Raw genomic sequence first — 24,216 nt, 5'->3', positions numbered from 1 at the left:
CCCTTTTAATATAATTTTCTAAATTAAATTAGAATGCAAATGCAGCAGTTAAAGCCCATTTGTCAGTTGAAGCGCCTGCTGTGTTACCACCGCCTGTAGCTTCATACGTGTTAGCTGAAAGTGTCATTCCACCAGTAGTGTAGCTAACTCCAAAAGCTTCAACTTCTTCATCAGTAACATTACCTGTTAAGTCAAAAGTTTCTGATCCGTAAGTTAAAGATATATCATCAGATAAAGTGTAGGCTATTTGGTAAGAATCTACTTCATCATTAGCCGCACCTTTTTTATCAGCTTCAGTGCTTGAAACAGAAAGTGTGAAAGAACCAATAGCGTAAGAAGCCATCATAGTAGTACTTTCTACTTCTAACTGTGGCTCACCTGAGTCACCTTGTGCAAATTTAAGAGTTAAACCCTCAACACCAGTATAAGCAATTCCAAATGATGTGTGAGTTGGTCCAGTTCCAGCTCCTGGAGACAATGAAGCAGTTAGTGCTAAACCATCCATCATTTCTGGAAGTGTATAGAATAAACTGTCATCACCTGCAGCGGCAGCTGTTACACCAGTAATACCTAAAGTTTGGTTCCAAATATCTCCAGCAGCAGTAGTGTCCATAGCTGATTGAGCTGAACTTCCACCGTGACCTGCGAATACTAAAGTTCCCAAAGCATCACTTGCAAGAGTTATTGATTGACTGTCAAAAGGTCCACCAGCATTTTCAGCACCAGCATCTAATTCCATTGACATAGTAACAGTAAGACCATTATCTAACTCGCCTGAACCAGCTAAAGTTACGCTGTTACCCATTGACCAGTCGTTACCATAACTTCGATCATAAGTTCCTGTAATGTTACTAACACCAATGCTAGCAGCACCAGTTGCAGTAAGTTCACCAGCAAATGCTGATGTAGCTACAAGCGAACCTGCTAATGCAGTTAAGCCTATTTTTTTAAAGTTATTCATATTTTTCCTTTGTTTGTTTTTGTTTTTATTAATAATAAACAGGGACTTTATATACAATTACGACATATTTTTTTTTTAAAAACCCTTTAATTTTGATTAAAAGTGCCAGATGTTGTATTTTTACAACACTTTTTAACTTTTTTTTCAAATTTTCAAAAAATATAGACTTTAAACTGTATAAAAAAATGAATAAATGAATTCTATAAAATTCTTATTCAAAATTAAAAAAACATTACTTTTTCTAGATATAATGCCACTGTTGCTTAATGCTTGTAATGGAATCAATAGATCTACATGGTTATATGCTTAAAGAGGCAAATAAGATTATAGAGCAATTCATAAATAAATCGTATTTAGAAAACGTAAAAAAATTAATAGTTGTTACAAGAAAAGGCCTACATTCTCGAAATGGTAAAGACCCCCTATCTTTCAAAAGATTTAAGTATTTTAAAATATTCTGTGCCTGATTTTATAGAAGGAAATCAAGAGTTAATGAAAAATATTTTGAAGCTGAAAGATGCTGATATTAAAGATGGTGGTAGTGGTATTTTTTATATATATTTAAAAAATCAACTTAAAAAAAAATATTTAATTTTAATATGATTGTTTGGTTAGCATCTTACCCCAAAAGTGGAAACACTTTTGTTAGGTCAATGTTAGCATCTTATTTTTTTTCAAAAGATGGTTCTTATGATTTTGGTTTAATAAAAAATATTAAACAGTTTCCACATGGTGGATTATTTCAAAAGCTAGGAATTGATATTAATAATCAATCTGAGGTTATAAAAAATTATATTAGGGTTCAGGACATTATTAATAAAAGTAGATCTATCCAATTTTTCAAGACACACAGCTTTTTCTTTGAACAATTTACCAATCTTAACAATACTTTAGGTGTGATTTATATAGTTAGAGATCCAAGGAATGTTATTATTTCTTTTTCCAGTTTTATGAACATGTCTATCGAGGAAACTTTAAAATTTATGACAAAAGGAAAAGGAGATGGATTGTCGTGGATAGAAAATTGGTCCAAAAATTATAATAGTTGGAAAATTTTCAAAAAACACCAAAAGTATTTATTAATAAAATATGAAGATTTAATACAAAAACCAGATAAAATTTTTTTAGAAATATTAGAATTTATTCACAAACTGCACAATAAATCAAAAATTATTATCGATGAAAAAAAATTTAAAAACACAATTAAATCAACTAGTTTTGATAACCTTCAAAAATTAGAAAAAGAAAAAGGTTTTGCAGAAGCTCACAAAGATCAAAATACAGGAAAAGTTATTCCTTTTTTTAGTCTGGGCTCCAAAAGAGATTGGACCAAATCATTAGATGAAAATATTATAATTGAGTTAGAAAAAAATTTTAATAAAGAAATGAAAGAACTTGGGTATCTATAAATATCTAAAGAATAAATTTTGAAGCAGTACTTTTATCCACAGTATTTCCTATGCTTACTTGGCTTTCTCCAGATATAACTACTTCGTTGTTTTTTCTAAATATACTGTATAAAAGTATAAAATTAACAACTAATTTTATTATGATTTCATTTAAAAATTTAAATATCGCTCTTCTTTTGCTGATTTCTTCAACTCTTTTAATTTCATGTGGGGGTAAGTTGCCTGGTGCTGATGCTAGAAAGTACGATAAAGATCCAAAAAAAAGAGTTGCCAAAAACATGGAAGAAGGAAGAGGATTTAGATTTTCAGGAGCGGATAAATCTGGTGGTGGAGTTTTTGAGTTTGCAAGTTCTAATGAATTATGGAGAGCATCGTTAGATACAATAGATTTTATGCCTTTGGCTTCTGTTAATTATAGTGGTGGTATTATAATCACAGATTGGTACTCAACTGATCAAAATTCAAATGAGAGTATTAAAATTTCAATTAGATTTTTATCAAATGAAATAAGATCTGATGCAATAGATATAAAAGTTTTTAACAAAAAATGTGTAACTCCATCAAATTGTGTAACCTCTGAAAAAAAAGGTGGTATCAACAATGAATTAAAAACTAAGATTTTAAAAACTGCTGCAGTATATAAGGTGGAGAAAAAAAGAAAAAAATCTAAACCTTAATATATATAATGAACCAGATTAAGCTGTAAAATTAAAAAATATCATTAAATTTTGTGGATAGATATAATTTTAAAATTGTAGAAGAAAAATGGCAAAAGTTTTGGGACCAAAATAAAACTTTTTCTACTAAGGTAGATAAAAATAAAAAAAAATTTTATTGTTTAGAAATGTTTCCCTACCCATCTGGTAAAATTCATATGGGTCATGTTAGAAATTATACAATCGGTGATGTGCTAGCACGATATAAAACCTTACAAGGTTATAATGTTCTTCATCCAATGGGCTGGGACTCGTTTGGTATGCCAGCTGAAAATGCTGCAAGACAAAATAGTTTAGATCCTAAAACTTGGACTGAATCAAATATTGAAACTATGAGATCCCAACTTAAAAAGCTTGGGTTATCGATTGATTGGGATAAAGAAATTTCAACTTGTTCTGAAGATTATTATAAACACCAACAAGAATTTTTTTTAGACCTGTATGACAAAGGATTAGTTTACAGAAAAGAGAATTATGTTAACTGGGATCCTGTTGACGAAACTGTTCTTGCTAATGAACAGGTAGTAGATGGTAAAGGTTGGAGGTCAGGAGCCACAGTTGAAAGAAAGAAGTTAAATCAATGGTTTTTTAATATCTCAAAATTCTCAGAAGACTTACTGCAAGGACTGGATGCATTAGAAAATTGGCCCAACAAAGTAAAGGTGATGCAAAAAAACTGGATAGGAAAGTCATTTGGTTGTGAAGTTGAGTTTAAAATTGAAAGTGAAAAACCTATTGAAAGTATTAAGTGTTATACAACAAGACCTGACACTTTATTTGGTTTTTCCTTTCTTGCTATCTCAGTTGATCACCCTTTAGCAAAATATTACGAGGAAGATAAAGAATTTCAAAAGTTTAAAGAAGAATGTTCTAAAACAGGAACTACTGAAGAATCCATTGCTTCTGCAGAAAAACTTGGTTTTAAAACTGATATGCTTGCAGTTAACCCACTAGATAAAAATATGAAGGTTCCTGTTTATTTTGCAAACTTTGTATTAATGGATTATGGTTTAGGTGCTGTTTTTGGTTGTCCTGCGCATGATCAACGAGATTTAGATTTTGCAAAAAAATATAATTTAAAAATTACACCTGTTGTTAAGCCTGAAAAAGATAAAGACTTTAAAATAAATAATGAGGCTTATACGGGTGAAGGATATCTTTATAATTCAGATTTTCTTGATGGTTTAAAAGTTCCAAATGAGTCTATTATTAAGACTATAGAATTTCTTGAGAAGAATAATTTAGGGACAAAAAAAACTAATTATCGATTAAAAGATTGGGGGATATCAAGACAGAGATATTGGGGTTGTCCCATTCCAATGGCCTATGATGAAAATGATCAACCTATTAAAATTCCAAGAAATATGTTGCCTGTTAAGCTTCCAAAAATTGAAAAATTAAGCAACACAGGAAACCCTTTAGACTCCGAAGATAGCTGGAAATTCTTTATCTTAGATGGCAAAAAATATAGAAGAGAAACTGATACATTGGATACTTTTGTTGATTCTTCTTGGTATTTTTTAAGGTTTTGCTCACCTCATAATTTAGATCGTGGATTTACTCAAGAAGAAGCTAATTATTGGATGCCAGTTGATCAATATATTGGAGGTGTTGAACATGCCATTTTACATTTATTATATTCAAGGTTTTTTATGCAGGCACTCTCTTATAAAAATGATGATTTTAAATTAAAAGAACCATTTGATGGATTGTTTACACAAGGAATGGTTTGTCATGAAACCTATAAAGATCAAACAAATGTATGGTTAAGTCCTGATGAAGTAACTTCAGAAGATGGTAAAGAATTTTATAAAAAAGATAATCCTTCTGAAAAAATAATTGTTGGACCAACAGAGTCTATGTCAAAATCTAGAAAAAATACTATTGATCCAGAGAACATAATAAAAAGTTATGGAGCAGATTCTGTTAGATTATTTATTTTATCAGACAGTCCTCCAGAAAAAGATGTACAATGGTCTGACCAGGGCATGATGGCATCATTTAAATTTGTTCAAAAACTATGGACATTAAATTCTAAAATTTTAGATAAAATTAAAAATACTGATGAAAAAAATACAGGTGAAAATTTAATTAAGTTTACTAATCATTTAATTTATAAAGTAACCCACAATCTAGAAAAGTTTAATTACAACGTAATAGTTGCAAACCTATATGAGATGTACAATTTTTTAGTTAAAGAAATTGATAAACCTATAAAAAAAGAAGTTTTAATCGAAAACTATAAAAAAATTCTAGTGTTAATGAATCCATTCATTCCACATTTTTCAAATGAATGTTTAAACAGTATCAATGAAGATCAAATTAACTGGCCAAAAGTTTCAAAAGAAGACCTAGTAGAAGAAGAAATAAATTTTGTTGTACAGGTAAATGGTAAAAAAAGATCAGTTATAAAAGTAAAAAGAGATATTATTGAAAAAGACGTTTTAGAAAAAATTAAGCTAAATCAAGAAATTAAAAATTTTATAAAGGATCAGGAAATTAAAAAAACAATTTTTGTACCAAACAGGCTTGTAAACATTATAATATAAATAATGCAAAAAAAAATATTCTCATTTCTTTTTCTTTTTCTTTTATCATCATGCGGTTATGAGGCAACTTATTCAAAAAAAAATTTATTAAATTATGATTTTTCTATAAGTGAAATAAACTTTACTGGGGACAGAGAAGTAAACATAAAAATGAAAGAAAGATTAAACAATTACATAATAAATAAAAAAAATAAAAATTTTAAAGTAGATATTTTAAGTATTGCCACAAAGGCTGTTTCTGCAAAAAATATCTCTGGGGATGCTACAAACTTTAAAAGTACAGTATCTATTAAAGTGGATTTAGTAATGAATAATAAGCTTAAAAACAACTTTATTATTAGAGAAAGTTTTAATTATAATAATGATTCTAATAAATTTAATTTAAAGACATATGAAAAAAATATTAAAAATAATTTAACTGAAACAATAACTGAGAAGCTTATTTTTAGGCTATCAAATATCAAATGATATTGAAATCATTTGAGTTAAATAAAATAAAATTAAATAACCATAAGTTTTATTTATTTTATGGTGAAAATGAAGGCTTAAAAGAAGAGACTATTAAAAACTTATTTGAAAAAAGTTACCAAGATAAAATTCACAGATATGAAGAAAAAGAAATAATAGATAATATTAATAACTTTTTCAATAGCGTTCTTACTAAATCTTTTTTTGATAATGAAAAACTCATAATTATTAATAGAGCTACAGATAAAATTAGAACAATCATAGAAGACTTGATAGAGAAAAATCCTGAAGATATACAAGTTATTTTAAATTCAAAAAATTTAGAAAAAAAATCTACTTTAAGAAAACTCTTCGAAAAAGAAAAATCAATTTTATGTATCCCATTTTATGAGGATAACAACCAAACTTTAAATTCAATTATTAGTCTTTTTTTTAGAAATAAAAAAATTCCAATATCTCAGCAATTAATTAATGTTTTAATAGAAAGAAGCAAGGGTGATAGAAAAAACCTGAATAATGAATTAGAAAAGGTTGAAAATTTTTTATTAAATAAAAAAAATTTGAACATTGAAGAAATAATTAAGTTAACTAACCTTGCAGACAACTATAGCGCTTCGGAACTTGTGGATCACTCACTCGCTAAAAATACTAGGAAAACTGTCACTATTTTAAGCGAAAACAACTATTCAGATGAGGATAATATCATAATTATTAGAACGTTATTAGCAAAATTGAAAAGATTGGTTAAAATTTATGAATTAGTTGATGAAAAAAACAATATTGAACAAGCAATTTCTGTTTGTAGACCACCAATTTTTTGGAAGGACAAGCCTCTTGTTACTCAACAAATAAAGTCTTGGAATAAAAATCTTTTAAAAGATTTAATTTATAAAACTAATGAAATTGAACTTTTAGTTAAAAAAAACTCATTGCTTGCTAAAAATATATTGGCAGATTTTATAATTAATAATTCAAAAAAAACTAATAATTAGATTTAATAATCTCAATTATTTTATTTAACTGATCTAGATCTTTATATTCTAATAATAAAGATCCTGAATTATTTTTTTTATTTTTAATTAAAACATTAAGACCAATTTTTTCTCTAATTGAGTTTTCTAAGACTTGCAGGTTAATGTCCTTGGATGGTTTGAGAGAGTGCTTCTTGGTTTTAAAAATTTTAACAAAATTTTCTGACTGTCTAACTGAAAGATTTTTTTCGATTATTTTATTTGCAACAAACTCTGCATTGTCCAGACCTACTAAAATTTTTGCATGTCCTGCTGTTAGTTTTTGGGTTTCAATTAACTTTAAAATCGTCTCAGGAAGACCTAATAGCCTTAAAAAGTTAGCAATATGGCTTCTACTTTTTCCAATAAATTTTGCTACTTTTTGTTGATCATATGAAAAATCATCAATAAGCCGCTGATAACCGCGTGCTTCTTCTACTGCATTTAAGTCATTTCTTTGAACATTCTCAATAATTGCAAATTCTAAAGATTTCAAGTCATCAACATCCGTAATTACTACTGGAACTTCGTGTAACCCAGCTTTCTGAGCTGAAAGCCATCTTCTCTCCCCTGCAATTATTTCATACTTTGAACTATCATCACTAGATTTTCTAACAATAATTGGTTGAATAATACCTCTCTCTTTTATTGAGTTTGTTAAATCTTGTAAACTTTCTTCACCAAATGTTTTTCTTGGTTGAAATTTATTACTTACGAGATCAGATATCGAAACTTTATTAATATTTATTTCTGCTTTTGTTTCACCTATTAAAGATGACAAACCTCTGCCTAGACCTTTTTTTATTTTGTTTGTATCCATTATGCAGCACTCCCTATTTTTTGTTCTTGATTAATAAATTCATCTGTAAAATTAAAATATGATTTACTACCAGGACAAGATTTATCATACATTAAGACTGGCATGCCATGAGATGGTGCCTCAGATAATCTGACATTTCTTGGGATCACGGTTAGATAAACTTTTTCATTAAAATAGTCTCTTGCTTCCTTTTCTACCTGTGTAGATAGCCTGTTTCTTTTATCAAACATTGTTAAAAGTATGCCTCTAATTTTTAATTCAGGATTTAAGTTAACTTTTATTCGTTCTATGGTTTTCATTAATTGGGTTAAACCTTCTAAAGCAAAAAATTCAGTCTGTAGTGGAACTAACAGTGAGTGAGAAGATACTAGGGCCATTACTGTAAGCAAGCTTAGCGATGGTGGGCAGTCTATAAGTACATAATCATAGGTTGCTCTAGAATCATTTAAATAAGCGGTTAATTCGCGTTTTAAAATGAAGGCTCGCATGTTATCATCAGCTGTCTCGACCTCAAGCCCAGATAAATCTACATTTGAAGTAATTATATCTAAATTTTTGAACTCTGTTTTTTTAATTACTTCAGAAATGGTCTTTGTTCCATTCAACACTCCATAAATAGTCTCTGTCGAACTTTCTAAATTGGATAGACCCAGTCCTGTAGTAGCGTTTCCTTGTGGATCAAGGTCGATTACTAAAACTTTTTTCTCTTGTTGGGCTAAACCTGCTGCAAGATTAATTACTGTTGTTGTTTTTCCAACCCCACCCTTTTGATTTATTACAGAAATAATTTGCATTTAGTTTTTTAATGTTTTTTTTTAATATTTTTTATATTTAATAAAAATGAATCTTCGCTTGTAATACTTTTTTTTTTTTCAAAATCAAAATCCCAATTTATTAAAGCATCTTCTAAAACTTTTTCTCCATTTTTTCCCATGAAGACAATTAAATTTTTGTAACTACTAAAATTTTTATAAACTAAATCTAAAATTATTGGTAAAGGTTTAAAAGCCCTTGCCATTATTGTACCTGACTCTAAATTTTGTGCTTCAAAAATATTTTCTTGCATGACTTCGGTGTTTAATTTTAAATCTCTAGATACTTTTCTTAAAAAAGAGCTCTTATGGTGACTCTTTTCATATAAGTGAACTTTAATTGAATTTTTCTGATTTTTAATCATAATTGATATAATTATTCCTGGCATACCTCCGCCTGACCCTATATCTGTTATTATACTGCTATTTAAATCAACAAATTCAATAACTTGTGCTGAATCAGTTATATGACGTTCTCTAATTACCTCAATTTTAGCTGTTTCTTTGCTTATTATATTAATTTCCTCATTTCTTTGCTGTAACATAGATGTAAATAGCTCAAACTCAATTAATGTTTCACGTGGAACATTTTGGTCTTTTAGTAGTGGATATTTTTTAAAAATTTCTTCCATTAAGCTATAAGCTTAATAGACTTTCTTTTTACATGTGACAACAAAATATATACAGCAGCTGGAGTTATTCCATCAATTCGCAGTGCTTGTCCCATAGTTTTTGGTTTTATTTGTTTAAATTTAGCTTTAACTTCATTTGATAGTCCAGAAAGATTGTCATAGTTAACTTTTTCTGGTATAACTAAATTTTCGTCTCTTTTAAATGCTAATATATCTGCTTTTTGTTTTTTAAGATAGCCTCTGTAGTGAGCATTTATTTCAATTTGTTCATCGATTTTTTCATCAAAAAAAGGAATTTCAGGCCAAATTTCTCTTATTTTTTTCATATCAACACCTTTTTGGGTTAATATTTCATTAGATTTCCTTAAAATACCATCTTTTGCAATTTTAATATCAAAGTTTTTTATTTTTGTTGGAGATATTGAAGATTCAGACATTATTTTAGATATTATTCTTAATTTATGATCTTTATCTTTAAAAATATCCTCTCTTTCTTTTGATATTAATCCAATTTCAATTCCTTTATTTGTTAACCTTTGATCAGCGTTATCTGCTCTCAAACTTAGTCTATATTCTGCTCTTGAGGTGAACATTCTATAAGGCTCTGCAACACCCTTTGTTACCAAATCATCTATCATAACTCCAATATATGCATCTGATCTATCCAAAATAAATGGCTCTTCTTTCTTAAAAGATAACGCAGCATTAATTCCAGCAATTAATCCTTGGGCCGCAGCTTCTTCATATCCTGTTGTTCCATTTATTTGCCCAGCAAGGTATAAATTTTGAATTTTTTTAGTCTCAAGAGTTAAAAATAGTTCTCTAGGGTCAATATAGTCATATTCTATGGCATAACCGGGTCTAATTATCTTAACATTTTCTAAACCACTGATATTATTACATATTTCTTGTTGAACATCCTCAGGTAGTGAAGTAGATATTCCATTTGGGTATATTGTGTGATCATTTAGTCCTTCAGGCTCTAAATATATCTGGTGACGGTCCTTATCTGCAAACTTTACTATTTTATCCTCTATTGAAGGACAATATCTTGGACCAACCCCCTGTATGCTTCCTGAGTACATGGCACTTCTTTTTAGATTTTTTTGAATTATCTTATGAACCTTTTCATTCGTATAAGTCATCCGACATGAAACTTGTTTGTTTAAATTTTTTTTGGTTAAGAACGAAAAAAAATAAGGATCATCGTCTGCAAACTGTTCTTCTAAATTATCATACTTAATTGTTCTGGCATCGAGTCTTGGTGGTGTTCCTGTCTTAAGTCTTCCTATTTTAAAATCATACTTTTCAAGTTGTTCACTTAATCCTGTTGAGGGCTTTTCATCAAACCTTCCTGCTGGCGTTCTCTTATCACCTATATGAATTAAACCATTCAAAAAAGTACCCGTTGTTAAGATTAGCTTACCGCATAAAATTTTTTTGCCTAACCTTGTTTCAAATCCACTTATAGTGTTTTTATTAAAAATAAACCTTATTACAGGATCAGAAAAAATGTTTAAATTACAGTAATTTAATAATTTTTCTTGCATATATTTACGATATAGTGATCTATCTGATTGAGTTCTGGGTCCTTGAACTGCAGGCCCTCTACTTCTATTTAATAATCTAAATTGTATACCTGATTTATCTGCAACCTCTCCCATCACACCGTCTAAGGCATCTATCTCTCTAACAAGGTGACCTTTACCAAGACCTCCTATTGCGGGGTTACAAGACATCTCACCTATGGTTTCAATTTTGTGAGTGAATAGGGCAGTGTTAACTCCAAGACGTGCAGACGCTGCAGCAGCTTCACAACCAGCATGTCCTCCTCCAATAACAACTACTTCAAATGATAAATCATTTTTCATAACTTAAATTTATAACTGATATGAATATTTACAAGTAGACAGTATTTTTTAAGAAATACTTGTTAAGATAATCGTGGCTACGTTTTTATGATTAAAATTGACGAATTAGTTATAGTTATCAACAAAAATAATGAAAATAAGCTAAAAAATCCCTTAAAATGATGACTATTTACCAATGCAAAAATCATTGAAAATACTACCTAATATCTCCTCAACGTCTACTTTTCCAACAATCATTCCTAAATGTCGAGTTGCTAAACGAAGATCTTCAGCAGCTTTGTCGAAATCTTCAGCTTCATTTTTTTCTTCAAAGTTTTTTAAATAATTTAAACTTTGCTCAAGGTGTTGCCTGTGCCTTTCACGTGTAATTAAAATATCTTCACTTGTGATAAATTTATTTTTTAATTTGTTTTTAATTTTTAAAATTAAATCTTCTAAGTTGAGATTGTTTTTTACTGAAATTAAGACATGTTCATAATTTTTTATTTCAGAATTTAAATCTTCTTTTAGAAGATCAGATTTATTAATCACAAGTATTGCATTTTCATCCATCAATTCCTTCAAAACTCCTTTAAAATCAATACTTTTAGCATCTATAACAATCAACTTTAGGTCTGCATTTTCTGCCTTATCAAGAGCTAATTTTATTCCTTTTTTTTCTATTTCATTTTTAGAATCTCTAATTCCTGCAGTATCGGAAACTACTACTGGATAGCCATCAATGTTTAAGTGCGTCTCGATTACGTCTCTTGTTGTTCCGGCTATTTCTGAAACGATTGCTGCATCACGATTTGAAAGGTGATTTAGTAAACTAGATTTTCCAGCATTGGTTGGACCTATGATTGCAATCTTAAAACCTTCCCTAATTCTTTCACCAACTTTTTGATCATCCAAAATTTTTTTTATATCTAAAACTACTTCATTAGAAATTTTTTTTATATTCTTAAAGATATCTTCAGGCAGGTCTTCGTCTGGAAAATCTATTTTTGCTTCAACGTGTGATAAAATTTTTAAAAGTTTTTCTCTTAACTCATTGAACTTATCTGCAGATCTTCCATTCATAATTTTTATTGCTTGTTGTCTTTGAATTTCAGTTTCTGCTGAAATTAAATCTGCAATACTTTCTGCTTTCAGTAAATTTATTTTTCCATTTTGAAATGCCAATTTTGTAAACTCACCCGGCTCGGCTAGTCTACAATTCTCTACTTCTGAAATAGAGGCGTGTAGAGCATCAATTACTGCTTTGCTTCCATGTATATGTAATTCGGCCATATCCTCACCAGTGTAGCTCTTAGGGCCAGGAAACCACAGTATTATGCCTTCATCAATAAGCTCAGAAGTATTGATTTTATTGATTTTTCTTAATGTCGCAACTCTTGGTTCTGGAATTGTTGTGTTTGTTAATAGTTCAATTACCTTTTTAGTATCTTCTCCTGAAACTCTAATAATTGCTATTCCAGAAATTCCAGGTCCAGTCGATAGAGCATAAATTGTCATAACAATATTATAGCTTCTATTTTGAGGTTCTGTAAAACTTTAAATTAATAGGTGATGGTGCAACAATATTAAGCTGGTTTATTCATCGAGCTAAAAAAGTCTGCATTACTTTTTGTTTCTTTAAGTTTTGAATTAATAAATTCAATTGCATCCATTGTTCCCATGGGACTAATTATTCTTCTTAGTACATTCATTTTTGAAAGATCATCTTTATCGAAAAGCAATTCTTCTCTTCTTGTTCCAGATTTGGTTATATCGATTGCTGGATAAATTCTTCTTTCTGCAATTTTTCTATCTAGAACTGTTTCACTATTTCCTGTTCCTTTAAATTCTTCAAAAATAACCTCATCCATTCTTGATCCAGTATCAATTAACGCTGTTGAGATGATTGTTAAAGATCCACCTTCTTCAATATTTCTTGCAGCACCAAAAAATCTTTTTGGTTTTTGCAATGCATTTGCATCGACACCGCCTGTTAAAACTTTTCCAGAACTTGGTATCACAGCATTATAAGCTCTACCCAACCTTGTTATTGAGTCTAATAAAATTACTACGTCTTTTTTATGCTCTGTTAATCTTTTTGCTTTTTCGATTACCATTTCAGCAACAGCAACATGCCTTGAAGCAGGCTCATCAAATGTAGAACTGATAACCTCTCCCTTAACTGTTCTTTTCATGTCCGTTACTTCTTCAGGTCTCTCATCAATTAATAAAACCATCAAGTAACTTTCTGGATAGTTTTTAGCAATTGAGTTAGCGATACTTTGTAAAATCATTGTCTTACCAGCTTTAGGAGGTGAAATAATTATCGATCTTTGACCTTTTCCTATTGGGCTCACAAGATCGATTAATCTTGGAGTTAAATCTGGTTTTTTTTCAATCTTTGTTGTCTCAACTTCCATCACCATTTGTTTATTTGGGTAAAGTGGAGTTAAATTATCGAATGCGATTTTGTGACGAGCTTTTTCTGGCTCCTCAAAATTTATTTTTTCTACTTGTAATAATGCAAAATATCTTTCTCCTTCTTTGGGGGCTCTAACAGGACCTTCAACCGTGTCTCCTGTTCTCAGACCAAATTTCCTTATCTGACTTGGACTAACATAAATATCATCTGGTCCAGCTAAATAATTAGATTCCATTGCTCTTAAGAAACCAAATCCATCTTGTAATAATTGCAAAACTCCTGCTCCAGTTATCTCTTCTTTTTCTGCAACTTTTTTTAATATAGCAAATAAAATTTCTTGCTTTCTAAGTGTGCTAGCATTTTCAATACCAAGCTCTTCTGCTTGCGTGATTAATTGTTCAGATGATTTTAATTTAAGTTCTTGTATATTCATGAGTAGGGGGGGGTTAAAATTTTTGTAGGATGAGATAAATATATATACTCTTTAAATTATTACAAGCTTAGATGGGCTTAAAAATAACAATAAAAACAATCAAAATAAGCAATATTGTTGGTACTTCGTTAATTATTCTAAAAAATTTAGATGATTTAGTATTTTGATCCAAATTAAAATCACTAAGAAGTTTGGATAAATAGAAATGATATAAGGTTAATAAAATCACTAACAACAATTTTAGTTTAATCCAAGTTGCAGAAAGAACTCCGAAACCCAAAGAGGAAATTAAAATTAATCCGAACACCCAAGTTAAAATCATTGCTGGTGTCATAATGTAAAAATATAATTTTCTTTCCATTGTTTTAAATATTGAAGAAGTGTTTTTATCTTTTGAATTTTCTACATGGTATACGAAAATTCTGGGTAAGTATAAAAGACCTGCCATCCAGGAGATTACTGCTATTAAATGCAGGCTCTTGAATAATAAATAACTATTCATAATTTAAACAAGGACATTTTTTAAAATTAGATGGACACTGTATCTTAGGTGGATAAAGATTCTCATTAATCTTATATTCATTTTTTTTAATTATTAATTCCGACATTGTTCTAATAAAATCTTCATTAATTCCAAGCGCTGGAACTCTTGTGTAATTTTTACATCCATTAGCATCTGCTATTTCTTTATATTCTATATCAAGCTCAACGAGGGTTTCTGAGTGTTCGGAAACAAACGCGATAGGGACCAAAACGATATGCTTGCCAATCTTGGAATTTTCAATAATTATAGTTTCTGTAGATGGTCCTATCCATTTTAGTGGACCAACTCGACTTTGATAACTTAATATCCAATCAAGATTCTCATCATTTAAACTCTCAACTATTTTTTTAACCGATTGTTCCACTTGCCATTGATAAGGGTCTCCTTTTTTAATATTTTTTTCTGGTAAGCCGTGCGCAGAAAATATTAATTTAAAGTTTTTAAGATCTTTAATTTTTTTTATTATCTCTTTTGTGTGAGCGTTAATAAAATTCTGATCTGTTGGGTAACAGCATATTGTGCTTGTTTTAACATGGTAGTTATTTTTTTTACAAACGTCTTTCCATTCTTTAATTGAAGACCCCGATGTTGCAGCAGAGTATTGGGGATACAGTGGCATTAAGACAACTTCGTCTGGGCCATATAATTGAACATCTTTAATCACATCTTTAGCTCTTGGATTCCAGCATCTCATTATGATGAAGCACTTGTATTCATCTTCCTCTTGTGTTTGATTTAGTTTTATTTCTAGAGCATTAGATTGTTCTTTGGTTAATTTTAATATGGGTGATGAGCCACCTAGTTCTGCATAAATTTTTTTAGCAACAGGTGCTCTTCTATTAGAGATTAGTTTTGCTAATGGATATCTTAAAAAAGTTGGTAGATTTAAAATCGCTGGGTCATTAAATAAATTGAATAAAAAGGGTTCAACATTTTCTAATTTATCTGGACCTCCAAGATTAAATAAAATAATTGCTTTTTTCATTTAATAATCTTTTACCATCTTCACTAAATAATCCACCATGTTAGGATCTGTTTGGGGCAATACGCCATGGCCTAAATTAAAGATATAGGGATGATCTTTGAATACATTTAGATATCTTCTTGCTTCTTTTTTCAAATTTTCTTTATCAGTTAATAATATCTTTGGATCAAGCCCCCCTTGGATGGGTATATTAATTTCTTTACATATAGAAATGGGATTTACATCATAGTCAATATTGACAGCATCAGGTTTAATAATATCACAATAATTTTTATAGTTTTTTACTCCTCTTGGAAAACAAATTACTGGTACGTTCAATGATTTTACATAATCAACTAAATTTAGTGTTGGAATATAAATATAGTTTGGTAAGTCTTTTTCTTCCAACAAACCAGCCCAACTATCAAAAATCTGAATCACAGTTGCACCACTTTTTATTTGCTGGTCAATATGTAATTTCAAAAATTTTTCTAGAATTATTAGAATCCTGTTTATTAAAAACTCATCCTTAAAAAAATCTTTTATTAACTTTTTTTTTGGTGAATGTTTATTAATCATATAAACTAATAATGTCCACGGTGCTCCAATAAAACCTATTACGTTTTTGTTTTTGATTAAGTTATTTTCGCTTACTTTTTTAATTGATTTATAAATTGGATATAATTTTTCTATAAAATCAATTTCATCCACTTTAGATAAGTCATCTAAATCTAATGAGCCAAGTTGTGGACCAAAATCTTTTTTAAATTCTACTTTTTGATTTAATCCGTGCGGTAACATTAAAATATCTGAAAAAATTATTGCCGCATCTAACTCAAATCTTTTTAAAGGTTGTAGAGTTATTTCTGATGATAAATTTTCATTTAAACATAGATTAATAAAGTTTGGATTTAGTTTTCTAATCTCCCTAAACTCTGGAAGATATCTACCTGCTTGTCTCATTAGCCATATTGGAGAATTAGTTGTCTTTTTGTTTATTATGGTTTCTTGGATGGGTGTCATAATAATAAGTAAATATTTAATTATAGTATTAGTTATATAGTATGTGAATATCGGTAATTAATTGTTTTACACATTTTATACATGATTTATTAACAATTAATAATTTATAGAAGTGAATTATATTTTATAAATTAGACCTTTATTTAATTTTATTAGATAAAATGTATATTAATAGTCCACATGTTTATTAATGTTAATAAAAACAAGTTTTTACAGTGAAAAATAAAAAACATCACTATTTTAAAAAATGATAAAAATAATACTTAAATATCAACTTTTAATACATGAGTAATACATATCAAATATACCTTATTTCTGACTCCACTGGGGAGACTCTGGATAGAGTGTTTTTAGCAATTAAAGCTCAATTCAAAAACATCAAATATGATGTTAAGTCTTATTTTTTTACAAGAACGGAAAATCAAGTTTCTAAAATAATGGAAGAAGCAAAAAAAAATGATAATGCAATAATTTTATATACAATCGTTGACACTTCTCTTGCAGAGTTTTTAGCAGACAAAGGAAAGGACAAAAAAATTCCATGCTTCAGCGTTTTGGGAAATTTAATAATGAACTTCTCTAAACTTTTAAACCAGAAGGCATCCCATGTTCCAAGTGGACAACATGTTTTGAACGAAGAGTATTATGAAAGAATTGAAGCTATCCAATTTACTATAGCCCACGACGATGGAAACCTTGTTGAAGATATAAGTAAGGCAGACTTGATATTATTAGGAGTAAGTAGAACAAGTAAAACACCAACATCAATTTATTTAGCCAACAAAGGTTATAAAACTTTAAATATTCCTTTAGTAAACGAACAATCAATACCAGAAAGTTTAAAAAGGAATCCTAAACTTTCTTGTGTAATTGGTTTAACAGCCGAACCCCAGCGATTGGTCGATATTAGAAAAAATAGAATGAATGCTCTTAAAGAAAAAGAAAATACGAACTATACAAATATTAGTAAGATTGAAAAAGAAATTAACGAAGCTAAAAAAACATTTATCAAGTACAAATGGCCAACAATTGATGTTACTAGAAAATCAGTAGAGGAAACTGCAGCATCGATAATTAAGATATATGAAATAAATAAAAATAATGGTTAAAGAAATTATACTTGCATCAAAAAGTGGTGTGAGAAAAAAAATTTTAGAGGCAAATAACATTAAGTGTAAAATAGAGCCATCTAACGTGGATGAGGATAGTGTTAGAGGAAGTTTATTAAAAGAAAAGGCAACTCCAACAATTATTTCAAAAAATTTAGCAGAATTAAAGGCCAACAAAATAAGCCAAAAGTTTACAGAGGAAATGGTGCTTGGAGCAGATAGCGTAATAGATTTAGAGGGTGAAATAATATCAAAACCAAACGATAGAGCAGAGGCACTAAAAATATTAAAAAGGATGAATGGAAAAACTCATCAATTGATAAGTTCGGTTTGTATTTCAAGGGGTGGATCGATGATATGGAATTACACGGATAAAGCCTCATTAACCATGAAAAATATGACCTTTTTGGAACTAGAGAATTACTTAAAAAAAATTTCTGATAAAGACCTCTATGCTTATAATGTTTATCAAATTGAAGGAGAAGGAAGAAGTTTATTTTCAAAAATAGAAGGTGATGAAGATACAATCATGGGCCTTCCAGTTAAAAAAATTAAAGAATATCTTAATATTATAAAATGAAAAAAAAATTTTTAGTTATAGGAAATCCAATTGATCATAGCCTATCGCCAAAACTACATAATTATTGGATTAAAAAATATAAAATTGATGCAGTTTATGAAAAAAAGCTTTTAAACAATAATGAGATAGATGGTTTAATTTTTAATATTAGAGAAGAAAAAATTCATGGGATAAATATAACAGTACCATTTAAAAAAAAGGTTATACCTCTTTTAGATGAGTTAAGTGAAGAAGCAGAAATTTCTCAATCAGTGAACACAATCTATAAAAAGGATAATAAAATTATAGGCGATAATACTGATATTGAAGGTTTTAAACTTAGTTTAGAAAAAACAGAACAAGAAACTAAAAATAAAAAAGCTCTAATACTTGGGGCGGGCGGGGTTGTTTCTTCAATTATTATTGCGCTTAAAAAAATGCAAATTGAAAAAATTTATTTAAGCAATCGAACAGAATTAAAAGCAATAGGGCTAAAGAAAAACTTTCCAGAGATTGAAATAATTAAATGGGGAGAAACTTCAGATTTTGATATAATCATAAATGCAACAAGTGTTGGATTAAAAGAAGAAGATGAAATTAATATTAATTATCAACAAATTAGCAAAGACAAATTTTTTTATGATGTAATTTATAATCCACCAGAAACTAACTTTTTAAAGAATGCAAAAAAGTATGGTGGAATAACAAAAAATGGTAAAATGATGTTTATTTATCAGGCTCAAAAAGCCTTTTTTATCTGGCATAAAGTTGTTCCAGAAGTAGACAAAGAAACAATCAATCTTTTTGATGTATGATTAAAATTGCAGTGGTAGGAGATATAGGTTCTGGAAAAAGTCATATCGCTAAACTCTTTGGTCATCCAGTTTTTAATGCTGATCAAGAGGTGGCAAGCATATATAAAAAAAATAAAAATTGTTTTAAAAAACTAAAAAAAAATTTACCTAAATATTTTTCAGTATTTCCAGCAAATAAAATACAAATTATAAAAGCAATAGAGGATAGTGAAAAAAATTTAGAAAAAATTACGAAAATTATTCATCCAGAAGTTAGAAAGAAATTATCTATTTTTCTAAAAAGAAATAAAAAAAGAAAAGCCATAATTTTAGACATCCCTCTTTTATTAGAAAATAAATTAAACGAGAAAAGTGATATAATAGTTTTTGTTCAGTCAAAAAAAAGTGAGATTATAAAAAGACTAAAAAAGAGAGATAATTTTAACTTAAATTTATATAGTCAATTTAAAAAAATGCAGTTACCACTTAGTTACAAAAAGAAAAAAGCTAATCATATTATTAAAAATAATTTTACCAATAAGCTTGTTAAGATAAGTGTAAAAAAAATTTTAAAAAAAATTATATAAAATGAAAGAAGTAATACTAGATACAGAAACTACAGGACTATCTGTTAGAGATGGACATAGAATTGTAGAAATTGGATGTATCGAATTGGAAAATTTGATACCAACAAAAAATAGATTTCACTGTTATCTTAATCCTGAAAGAAAAGTTTCTGAAAAAGCCCTAGAAGTTCATGGTTATACGGATGAATTTTTATCTACTCACAAAAAGTTTGGAGAAATAGTGAATGAGTTTTTGGACTTCATAGAAAATAAGAGACTTGTAATACACAACGCTGAATTTGATTTATCCCACTTAAACAACGAATTAGCATTACTAGGTAAGAAAAAACTAAATAGCGAAAATGTTGTAGACACACTTGCTTTAGCTAGGGATAAATTCCCAGGCTCTCCTATAAGTCTTGATGCATTGTGTAAAAGATACAGAGTAGATAATTCAAAAAGAACACAACATACAGCTTTAATTGACTGTGATCTGTTAGCTAAAGTTTATATTAATCTTCTTGATCAAAAAGAACCAACCTTAAATTTTAAAAATGAAGATAATGAAAAAATAATAATAAATTCAAATGATATAAACCAGTATTGTAAAAAAGTGGTCAAACCATCAGAGGCAGAACTTAAACTTCATAAGGAATATTTAAAAAATAATTTAAAGAAAAATTTTTTTAATTAGCTCTTTGTTTATACAATTCAGTAAAATCAACTTTTTTTTCAAATTTTATTCCAGGATAACCAGAGTCGGTTAATAAATTTAAAAATATTCTCTCTAAGTCTGGATAAATTTTATTAGGCACATCACATAAAATAATTTTTTCCATTTCTTTTTTATCAGAAACTTTTTCATCCACCTTGACTATAGAGGTGTAGATTATTTCAAAATGTGCTTTTTTTAAAATTTCAGGCTGATCTGAAAATTTTAACATTGTATTGACTTCAATAATTCCGTTTTTCACTGCCTTAGAATTAATATCAATATTTAATCTGTATTTAGAAATTTTATCTCTTACAAAAATGTATGTTGGAGCATTTGGTGTTTCACTTGACATATCTTTAATAAAGCTGCCTATAATTTTAAAATTTTCTGTCATTTTCATCCTCTATATCTTCAAATTCACCATTAATAAAATCTTGTTTTTTATTTATAGGCTTTTGTTTAATTGATACTTTTTTAAATATCAATTTTCTTGTTGGTGGAAATATTATTAATAAACCCAATAAGTCTGTAGCAAAACCAGGTAAAATTAAAAGTAATGCTGCAAATGCTAAAGCTGCGCCTGAAATAATTTCATAAACTGGAAGTTCATTTTTTACCATTTGAGACATTCCTGATTTTAGAGTGTTAAAACCTTCATATCTGGCGTAGATAATACCAAAAAAAGCTGTAATAAAGATGAGTAAAATCGTGTTAAAGGCTCCAATTTGAGAACCCAACTTGATGAACAAGTAAATCTCAATAATAGGAATGCCAATTAGTAATAATAAAAATGTGTTCATTTGTCTTTAGTCTAAATTGCTAGTTGTAATTAATCAACATAGTAAATATTATTAAATTATGAGTTATAGTTTTGAATACATAGATATTATTCTTTTAGCAATGATTGCTGGTTTCATCTTTCTTCGTTTAAGAGGAATACTTGGTAAAAAAACTGGTTCTGAAGGAAAAATTCCACCAAAATTTGAAAAAGAATTTCAAAAAATAAATATAGCCCCAAAACCAATTGGTGAAAATTTTGATGAAGTGTCACAAAAAGAATTTTTAGAAGGTGCAAAAATTGCTTATGAAACAATTATTACAGATTTTAGTGATAGTGATAACAAGCTGATAGCAAGCAAACCTCTTTTGGGTAAAAAAATTTATGACCAGTTTAAAGAAGCTCTTGAAGAAAGAGCTAATAAAGGTCATTTTGCTGAAATAACTTTTATAGGGATTAAGTCAGCTGTAATTAAAACTCATAAAAAAATTGAAGACAGCTTAGAAGTTACAGTGGATTTTGTTAGTGAAATTATAACATGCATAAAAGATAAAGATAAAAAGATTGTCTCAGGAGATAGTGAGAAAATAAAAACTGTTTATGATACTTGGGTTTTTTCAAAAGACATTAAATCATTAAATCCAAATTGGTTATTAATTAATACTATTACCTAATTGATTAAGAAGATAACAGACAAAGACAAAGAAGATTGGGAAAATTTCCTAAATAACAAAAAAAAAAATCTTAATAAAAATTCTGTAAAAAAAAAAGATATAAATAACCCAGATAAAGACAAGCAGGACTGGGAAAATTTTTTAAACACTAAAAAGAAAATTCCCAACAAAGATTTTGTCCATAAAAAAAATATAAGACATGAGAAAATAAAAAAAATAGACCTTCATGGTTACACGATTGAAGAAGCAAATAAGGCCGTAGAACAATTTATTCAAAAATGTTTTGATGAAGGTGTTACAAAAATAATAGTAATTACAGGCAAAGGACTAAGGTCTAAAAATGTTGAAAATCCTTACCTTTCAAAGGATTTGAGTATACTAAAATATTCAGTTCCAGAATTTATTGAAAACAATAAAAGTTTAACCCGACTTATTATTGAAACTACAGACGCTAAGATTGGAGATGGTGGCAGTGGAGCTTTTTATATCTATCTTAAAAACAAGAATAAATTTAAAGAATAAATTTAGATAAATCTGTATCTTTAACAAGCTCATCTAGATTTTGTTTTACATATTTAGAATCTATTATTATTTTTTCACCAGCCCTATCTGTTGCAGTAAAACTAATATCATCTAATATTCTTTCAATAATAGTATGTAGTCTTCTTGCGCCAATATTTTCTACAGTATTGTTAACTTCTGAAGCCATATTGGCAATTGCATCAATACCGTCATCAGAAAATTCTAGCTCAACATTTTCTGTTTTTAAAAGAGCAACATATTGTTTGATCAAACTATAATCCGGTTCTTTAAGAATTCTTTTAAAGTCATCACTAGTTAAAGCTTCAAGCTCAACTCTTATTGGTAATCTACCCTGTAATTCTGGTAGTAGGTCTGAAGGTTTTGCTAGTTGGAATGCGCCAGATGCAATAAATAAAATGTGATCAGTTTTAATTGTACCGTACTTTGTGCTAACTGTTGTTCCTTCAATTAGAGGAAGCAGGTCTCTTTGAACTCCTTCTCTAGAAACGTCTCCACCAGATCTATCTGTTCTCCCTGAAATTTTATCTATTTCGTCTAAAAAAACTATTCCATTATTTTCTGTTGAATCTTTTGCTGATTTTATAATTTTATCTTCTTCTATTAACTTGTCAGCTTCATCATTAATTAAAATTTCATGAGATTCTTTGACAGTCATTTTCTTCTTTTTTTGTTTATTGCCAACAGATTTTCCAATCATTTCTCCGATATTTATCATTCCAATATTTGCTCCAGGCATTCCGGGAATTTCAAATGCAGCTTGAGGGCCACTATCATTTACTGCTATTTCAATTTCATTGTCATCTAAATCACCATCCCTCAATCTTTTTCTAAAGCTTTCCCTTGTAGCAAGACTTGCTTTATTTCCAACTAGAGCATCTAATACTTTTTCTTCTGCTAACTTTTGTGCCTTTGCATGAACTTCTTTTCTTGTCTTTACTTTCTCCATTGCAATTGCAATTTCAAGTAGATCTCTTATAATTTGCTCAACATCTCTTCCAACATAGCCAACCTCAGTAAACCTTGTAGCTTCTACTTTTACAAAAGGAGCTTCAGCTAATTTTGATAATCTTCTAGAAATTTCTGTTTTACCAACCCCTGTTGGTCCGATCATTAAAATATTTTTAGGCAAAACTTCATCTTTCATTTCACCTTTTAAAGCTTGTCTTCTCCATCTATTTCTTAAAGCAATGGCAACTGCTTTTTTAGCTTTATTTTGTCCAACAACATATCTATCTAACTCAGAAACTATTTCTCTAGGTGATAAAGAACTGACTAAAGAGTTATCTTTCTTTTCAGCTTTTTCTTTTGGAAAAGGAGTAACGTTTGTATCTTTCATTAAATTTTTTCAATTTTAATATTATTATTAGTGAATACACAAATTTCAGACGCAACTTGAATTGCTTTTCTTGCAACTTCTTCAGCACTCAAATCTGTATCTAATAAAACTTTAGCAGCAGCCAAAGCATAATTTCCACCTGATCCTATACCTATGGCATCACCTTCTGGCTCTAACACATCACCAGTTCCTGAAATTATAAAGCTATTTTCTTTATCACCAATAGCCATTAAAGCTTCCAGTCTTCTTAAATATTTGTCAGTTCTCCAGTCTTTTGCTAACTCGACAGCTGCTCTTGGAAGATTACCAGCATGTTTTTCAAGTTTTGCTTCTAGTCTTTCAAACAAAGTTAATGCATCTGCAGTTGATCCAGCAAACCCAGCTATTACATTTCTTTTTTCAATTTTTCTAACTTTTGCAGCAGTGCTTTTTATAACAGTATTGCCCATACTAACTTGGCCATCTCCTGCAACCACCACTTCATTGTTTTTTCTAATAAGTACTATTGTAGTCATAGATTATAAATGGA

28 protein-coding genes are annotated in these 24,216 nt (G+C 29.0%); 14 read left to right on the top strand and 14 right to left on the bottom strand.

The annotated features are described in order from the left end of the window. Positions 1 to 28 precede the first annotated feature (28 nt). On the bottom strand, positions 29 to 961 hold the full coding sequence (locus tag ABXT48_RS07540; RefSeq protein ID WP_415286425.1) for a porin: 933 nt from the start codon (positions 959 to 961) through the stop codon (positions 29 to 31). Between the two features lie 266 nt (positions 962 to 1,227). Here ABXT48_RS07540 and ABXT48_RS07535 point away from each other — a divergent pair, with 266 nt between their 5' ends. The 7 genes from ABXT48_RS07535 (at position 1,228) to holA (ending at position 7,095) form a co-directional block, all read left to right on the top strand. Further along, positions 1,228 to 1,428: a Smr/MutS family protein gene (locus ABXT48_RS07535; protein ID WP_415286424.1), complete on the top strand. Its 201-nt coding sequence runs from the start codon at positions 1,228 to 1,230 to the stop codon at positions 1,426 to 1,428. Further along, a complete protein-coding gene (locus ABXT48_RS07530; RefSeq protein WP_415287143.1) occupies positions 1,370 to 1,564 on the top strand; it encodes a hypothetical protein in 195 nt (64 codons plus the stop codon). The genes ABXT48_RS07535 and ABXT48_RS07530 overlap by 59 nt, the downstream gene beginning before the upstream one ends. After that, positions 1,561 to 2,370, top strand: coding sequence for a sulfotransferase domain-containing protein (locus tag ABXT48_RS07525; protein ID WP_415286423.1), 810 nt, complete (start codon positions 1,561 to 1,563; stop codon positions 2,368 to 2,370). Before ABXT48_RS07530 ends, ABXT48_RS07525 begins: the two co-directional genes overlap by 4 nt. A gap of 140 nt (positions 2,371 to 2,510) precedes the next feature. Next, the gene (locus ABXT48_RS07520; RefSeq protein ID WP_415286422.1) at positions 2,511 to 3,047 is read left to right on the top strand and encodes a DUF3576 domain-containing protein; all 537 of its coding nucleotides are present in this window, start codon (positions 2,511 to 2,513) and stop codon (positions 3,045 to 3,047) included. Positions 3,048 to 3,100: 53 nt separating this feature from the next. After that, complete coding sequence (leuS, locus tag ABXT48_RS07515; protein WP_415302946.1) at positions 3,101 to 5,635, top strand: leucine--tRNA ligase; 2,535 nt, start codon at positions 3,101 to 3,103, stop codon at positions 5,633 to 5,635. Positions 5,636 to 5,638: 3 nt separating this feature from the next. Then, positions 5,639 to 6,103, top strand: coding sequence for a hypothetical protein (locus tag ABXT48_RS07510; protein ID WP_415286420.1), 465 nt, complete (start codon positions 5,639 to 5,641; stop codon positions 6,101 to 6,103). Next, positions 6,100 to 7,095: a DNA polymerase III subunit delta gene (holA, locus tag ABXT48_RS07505; protein WP_415302944.1), complete on the top strand. Its 996-nt coding sequence runs from the start codon at positions 6,100 to 6,102 to the stop codon at positions 7,093 to 7,095. The genes ABXT48_RS07510 and holA overlap by 4 nt, the downstream gene beginning before the upstream one ends. On the opposite strand, the gene ABXT48_RS07500 is transcribed toward holA, so the two are convergent. From ABXT48_RS07500 to hemE, 9 genes are all read right to left on the bottom strand, one after another. Further along, on the bottom strand, positions 7,085 to 7,933 hold the full coding sequence (locus ABXT48_RS07500; RefSeq protein ID WP_415302943.1) for a ParB/RepB/Spo0J family partition protein: 849 nt from the start codon (positions 7,931 to 7,933) through the stop codon (positions 7,085 to 7,087). The genes holA and ABXT48_RS07500 overlap by 11 nt on opposite strands. Then, on the bottom strand, positions 7,933 to 8,727 hold the full coding sequence (locus ABXT48_RS07495; RefSeq protein ID WP_415302941.1) for a ParA family protein: 795 nt from the start codon (positions 8,725 to 8,727) through the stop codon (positions 7,933 to 7,935). The genes ABXT48_RS07500 and ABXT48_RS07495 overlap by 1 nt, the downstream gene beginning before the upstream one ends. 8 nt (positions 8,728 to 8,735) lie before the next feature. Further along, positions 8,736 to 9,377, bottom strand: a complete 642-nt coding sequence (locus ABXT48_RS07490) for a 16S rRNA (guanine(527)-N(7))-methyltransferase RsmG (RefSeq protein ID WP_415302939.1) — start codon at positions 9,375 to 9,377, stop codon at positions 8,736 to 8,738. Further along, a complete protein-coding gene (gene mnmG, locus ABXT48_RS07485; protein ID WP_415286416.1) occupies positions 9,377 to 11,248 on the bottom strand; it encodes a tRNA uridine-5-carboxymethylaminomethyl(34) synthesis enzyme MnmG in 1,872 nt (623 codons plus the stop codon). The genes ABXT48_RS07490 and mnmG overlap by 1 nt, the downstream gene beginning before the upstream one ends. 165 nt (positions 11,249 to 11,413) lie before the next feature. Continuing rightward, positions 11,414 to 12,745 carry a tRNA uridine-5-carboxymethylaminomethyl(34) synthesis GTPase MnmE gene (gene mnmE / locus ABXT48_RS07480; RefSeq protein WP_415286415.1) on the bottom strand — a complete coding sequence of 444 codons (1,332 nt, stop codon included), beginning with the start codon at positions 12,743 to 12,745 and terminating at the stop codon, positions 11,414 to 11,416. Between the two features lie 68 nt (positions 12,746 to 12,813). After that, positions 12,814 to 14,082: a transcription termination factor Rho gene (gene rho, locus ABXT48_RS07475; protein WP_415286414.1), complete on the bottom strand. Its 1,269-nt coding sequence runs from the start codon at positions 14,080 to 14,082 to the stop codon at positions 12,814 to 12,816. Between the two features lie 67 nt (positions 14,083 to 14,149). Further along, positions 14,150 to 14,584, bottom strand: a complete 435-nt coding sequence (gene hemJ / locus ABXT48_RS07470) for a protoporphyrinogen oxidase HemJ (RefSeq protein ID WP_415286413.1) — start codon at positions 14,582 to 14,584, stop codon at positions 14,150 to 14,152. Then, positions 14,577 to 15,611: a ferrochelatase gene (gene hemH / locus ABXT48_RS07465; protein WP_415286412.1), complete on the bottom strand. Its 1,035-nt coding sequence runs from the start codon at positions 15,609 to 15,611 to the stop codon at positions 14,577 to 14,579. The genes hemJ and hemH overlap by 8 nt, the downstream gene beginning before the upstream one ends. Continuing rightward, positions 15,612 to 16,613, bottom strand: a complete 1,002-nt coding sequence (gene hemE, locus ABXT48_RS07460; RefSeq protein ID WP_415302937.1) for a uroporphyrinogen decarboxylase — start codon at positions 16,611 to 16,613, stop codon at positions 15,612 to 15,614. Between the two features lie 284 nt (positions 16,614 to 16,897). Between hemE and ABXT48_RS07455 the strand changes: the two genes are divergently transcribed. From ABXT48_RS07455 to dnaQ, 5 genes are read left to right on the top strand one after another with little or no spacing between them, the layout of a single operon-like run. Then, on the top strand, positions 16,898 to 17,722 hold the full coding sequence (locus ABXT48_RS07455; RefSeq protein ID WP_415302936.1) for a pyruvate, water dikinase regulatory protein: 825 nt from the start codon (positions 16,898 to 16,900) through the stop codon (positions 17,720 to 17,722). Beyond that, positions 17,715 to 18,302, top strand: a complete 588-nt coding sequence (locus tag ABXT48_RS07450; RefSeq protein ID WP_415302935.1) for a Maf family protein — start codon at positions 17,715 to 17,717, stop codon at positions 18,300 to 18,302. The genes ABXT48_RS07455 and ABXT48_RS07450 overlap by 8 nt, the downstream gene beginning before the upstream one ends. Then, entirely contained in the window at positions 18,299 to 19,096 is a 798-nt protein-coding gene (gene aroE / locus ABXT48_RS07445; protein WP_415286408.1) for a shikimate dehydrogenase, read from the top strand. The genes ABXT48_RS07450 and aroE overlap by 4 nt, the downstream gene beginning before the upstream one ends. Next, the gene (coaE, locus tag ABXT48_RS07440) at positions 19,093 to 19,662 is read left to right on the top strand and encodes a dephospho-CoA kinase (protein WP_415286407.1); all 570 of its coding nucleotides are present in this window, start codon (positions 19,093 to 19,095) and stop codon (positions 19,660 to 19,662) included. The genes aroE and coaE overlap by 4 nt, the downstream gene beginning before the upstream one ends. A 1-nt stretch (position 19,663) precedes the next feature. Further along, positions 19,664 to 20,335, top strand: a complete 672-nt coding sequence (dnaQ, locus tag ABXT48_RS07435) for a DNA polymerase III subunit epsilon (protein ID WP_415286406.1) — start codon at positions 19,664 to 19,666, stop codon at positions 20,333 to 20,335. On the opposite strand, the gene ABXT48_RS07430 is transcribed toward dnaQ, so the two are convergent. After that, positions 20,328 to 20,750 carry a protein-export chaperone SecB gene (locus tag ABXT48_RS07430; protein WP_415286405.1) on the bottom strand — a complete coding sequence of 141 codons (423 nt, stop codon included), beginning with the start codon at positions 20,748 to 20,750 and terminating at the stop codon, positions 20,328 to 20,330. The genes dnaQ and ABXT48_RS07430 overlap by 8 nt on opposite strands. Continuing rightward, complete coding sequence (locus ABXT48_RS07425) at positions 20,734 to 21,156, bottom strand: FxsA family protein (protein ID WP_415286404.1); 423 nt, start codon at positions 21,154 to 21,156, stop codon at positions 20,734 to 20,736. The genes ABXT48_RS07430 and ABXT48_RS07425 overlap by 17 nt, the downstream gene beginning before the upstream one ends. 58 nt (positions 21,157 to 21,214) lie before the next feature. Between ABXT48_RS07425 and ABXT48_RS07420 the strand changes: the two genes are divergently transcribed. After that, the gene (locus ABXT48_RS07420) at positions 21,215 to 21,808 is read left to right on the top strand and encodes a Tim44/TimA family putative adaptor protein (RefSeq protein ID WP_415286403.1); all 594 of its coding nucleotides are present in this window, start codon (positions 21,215 to 21,217) and stop codon (positions 21,806 to 21,808) included. Then, the gene (locus ABXT48_RS07415) at positions 21,809 to 22,330 is read left to right on the top strand and encodes a Smr/MutS family protein (RefSeq protein ID WP_415286402.1); all 522 of its coding nucleotides are present in this window, start codon (positions 21,809 to 21,811) and stop codon (positions 22,328 to 22,330) included. On the opposite strand, the gene hslU is transcribed toward ABXT48_RS07415, so the two are convergent. Beyond that, complete coding sequence (gene hslU / locus ABXT48_RS07410; RefSeq protein ID WP_415286401.1) at positions 22,320 to 23,687, bottom strand: ATP-dependent protease ATPase subunit HslU; 1,368 nt, start codon at positions 23,685 to 23,687, stop codon at positions 22,320 to 22,322. The two genes, ABXT48_RS07415 and hslU, sit on opposite strands and share 11 nt — an antisense overlap. Further along, positions 23,687 to 24,202, bottom strand: a complete 516-nt coding sequence (hslV, locus tag ABXT48_RS07405; protein WP_011281633.1) for an ATP-dependent protease subunit HslV — start codon at positions 24,200 to 24,202, stop codon at positions 23,687 to 23,689. The genes hslU and hslV overlap by 1 nt, the downstream gene beginning before the upstream one ends. Positions 24,203 to 24,216: the final 14 nt, after the last annotated feature.

The organism is Candidatus Pelagibacter sp. Uisw_101 (assembly GCF_047727615.1).
In the GTDB taxonomy this organism is placed as follows: domain Bacteria; phylum Pseudomonadota; class Alphaproteobacteria; order Pelagibacterales; family Pelagibacteraceae; genus Pelagibacter.
This window is presented reverse-complemented; position numbering and strand designations above follow the sequence as displayed.